This is a genomic window from Paramagnetospirillum marisnigri (assembly GCF_001650715.1).
Lineage (GTDB): Bacteria > Pseudomonadota > Alphaproteobacteria > Rhodospirillales > Magnetospirillaceae > Phaeospirillum > Phaeospirillum marisnigri.
The window spans coordinates 1-1896 of record NZ_LWQT01000123.1 but is presented as its reverse complement, the minus strand read 5'-3'; the positions used below and the strand labels follow the sequence as shown (position 1 = coordinate 1896).

At 60.9% G+C, this 1896-nt stretch carries 4 protein-coding genes; all 4 read right to left on the bottom strand.

The features are described from left to right. A partial coding sequence (locus tag A6A04_RS20565) for a transposase (protein WP_068495898.1) occupies positions 1-197 on the bottom strand: 197 nt, incomplete at its 3' end. A 65-nt stretch (positions 198-262) separates the two neighbouring features. After that, entirely contained in the window at positions 263-493 is a 231-nt protein-coding gene (locus A6A04_RS20560; protein ID WP_068495897.1) for a hypothetical protein, read from the bottom strand. Between the two features lie 61 nt (positions 494-554). After that, positions 555-1223 carry a hypothetical protein gene (locus A6A04_RS20555; RefSeq protein ID WP_068495896.1) on the bottom strand — a complete coding sequence of 223 codons (669 nt, stop codon included), beginning with the start codon at positions 1221-1223 and terminating at the stop codon, positions 555-557. Between the two features lie 46 nt (positions 1224-1269). Then, a complete protein-coding gene (locus A6A04_RS20550; protein ID WP_068495895.1) occupies positions 1270-1707 on the bottom strand; it encodes a hypothetical protein in 438 nt (145 codons plus the stop codon). Positions 1708-1896 lie beyond the last annotated feature (189 nt).

Sequence of the window (1896 nt, the reverse complement as noted above, 5' to 3'; positions counted from 1 at the left end):
TCGCGCTCAAGCTCCTTGAGCCGCTTGGCCTGTGAGACCTTCATCCCACCGTATTCCTGGCGCCAGCGGTAGTACGTAACCTCCGTTACCGCCAAAGCCTTGGCGACGTCGGCCACCTTCCGGCCTTGCGCCACAAGCACGTCCGCTTCACGCAGCTTGCCGATGATCTCTTCGGCGGTGTGTCTCTTTTTCGGCATGGAATGTCCCCTTCATGGTCGGTTGAATTATTACATTCAACCTGGAGCCATTCACGGGGGTAGGGTCAACACCACCAGGCCAAGGCCCGCTTCACCACGCGGCGGCGGCCGAAGAACACCTCGGCATGGATTTCACCGAAGGCCTGGAGGCCCCGGAAGGGAGAGCCCTTGGTGGCGACCGGCCAACTGACGGTCTGCTCGCGTCGCCGCAGCCACTCCTTCAAATCCTTGGCCAGTTGATCACTTCGGCGCAGTTGGCCTACATGCTCGACGGTATTGACTGGCGCAATCCGCAATCGACCTGGCGTCCGGCCGCCGCCGGTTGAAGCTCCATCGGACAATCCGATGATGCCAGATTTAATGAATAAATTCAATGTTATGAGCAATATTCCTCGCGACTTTTTCGGCGTGGTTGGGGCAAAATTCGGGCATGGACACCGAGCCCGCCGATCTTCCCGATGACATTGCCGCGCTGAAGGCGCTGGTTCTGGCCGGGCGCTCCGAGCTTCGCGCCGCCCGTGCTTTGAACTCGGGCATGGAGGCGATGATTGCCCATCTCAAGCTCGAGATCGCCAAGCTGAAGGGATAGTCATCCTCGGCCCCCAGTGAACGCGGCACATGGGTCGATGGGGTCAGGAATTCGCCGATGCCGTCGCCGTCCACATCCTTGACCGTGTCGGCGCAGGACTGCCAGGACGGATAGGAATGGGTCTCCAACCGCGTGCCTGCAACCACCAAGGTACAGGTATTGGGTACCCGCCCCCGGATGTCGGCGGAATGGATCAGCACGGCACCAGCCATGATACGGGGCAGTATCCGGGCGAGCTTGCATTCCGTTTCCTCGCGGTCACCGTCTCTGGGGATACAGGACCACAGGCGCTTGCCATCCCTCCTGATCTCCAGCACGGAGCCGGAGACAGGGCGCAGGACATGACCGTTCCCCAATTGGCGTGTTTCGGTCGCCTGGGCCGAAGCGCCCCAAAGCATCCCGACCAGTCCAATGGCGACGACACCGTGGCGCATCATGACGGTGGTTTTCCTGCCGCTTGGGGAGGATGGAGGGACACGCTGATTATTGCCCGGCTGGTGCCATGATTTGGGCTTTACGCCGTTCCAATGATTTGCTCCAGGCAAACCAGACCAGGCCGCCACCGATCAGAAAACCCACCATATGGCCGGGTGTCGGAACGATCCCAAGAACGGCCATGCCCAGGGCTGTCGAGATCAGATTGCCGATCATCAGCGACAGGGCGGCCATCACCCACCAGGACCGAGGTTGAAGCAAGGCCACGACGTGGACCGAGGCCAGAACCAGCGGCGTGACGAGCGCTATAACCGGCAGGGAATTGGCGAAGCCGATAATGGCCCAGGCCATGGCTCCCAGAACCGTGATTCCGCAATAGATCCGGGCGACCGTACTGCCGCGTGCGCGCCATCCCGATAGAACGCCGCCAAAGATTAAGCCGGAAATCACCAGCCAAGCCAGGATAGAAATCAGGGGCAGCAACATCGCTCGTCCTCATCCTTGGGCGGATCATCGGGGAGAAAACCCGTTCGCTCAATCCAGAGAGCTTGAGAGAAACTCCGACATTGCCCGGCCTTCCCCACGCTCGGAGTGGGACGCATCGTATAAATCAGCCGCCGCCATGGTCACCAGATCGGCCGCGAGATCATAGCCCGCCGCCCGAATCTCCTCGGC

Excerpts from the sequence above, each read along its gene's own strand:
- A6A04_RS20555 (WP_068495896.1), bottom strand. The coding sequence starts at position 1,223 with ATGATGCGCCACGGTGTCGTCGCCATTGGACTGGTCGGGATGCTTTGG.
- A6A04_RS20550 (WP_068495895.1), bottom strand. The coding sequence starts at position 1,707 with ATGTTGCTGCCCCTGATTTCTATCCTGGCTTGGCTGGTGATTTCCGGC.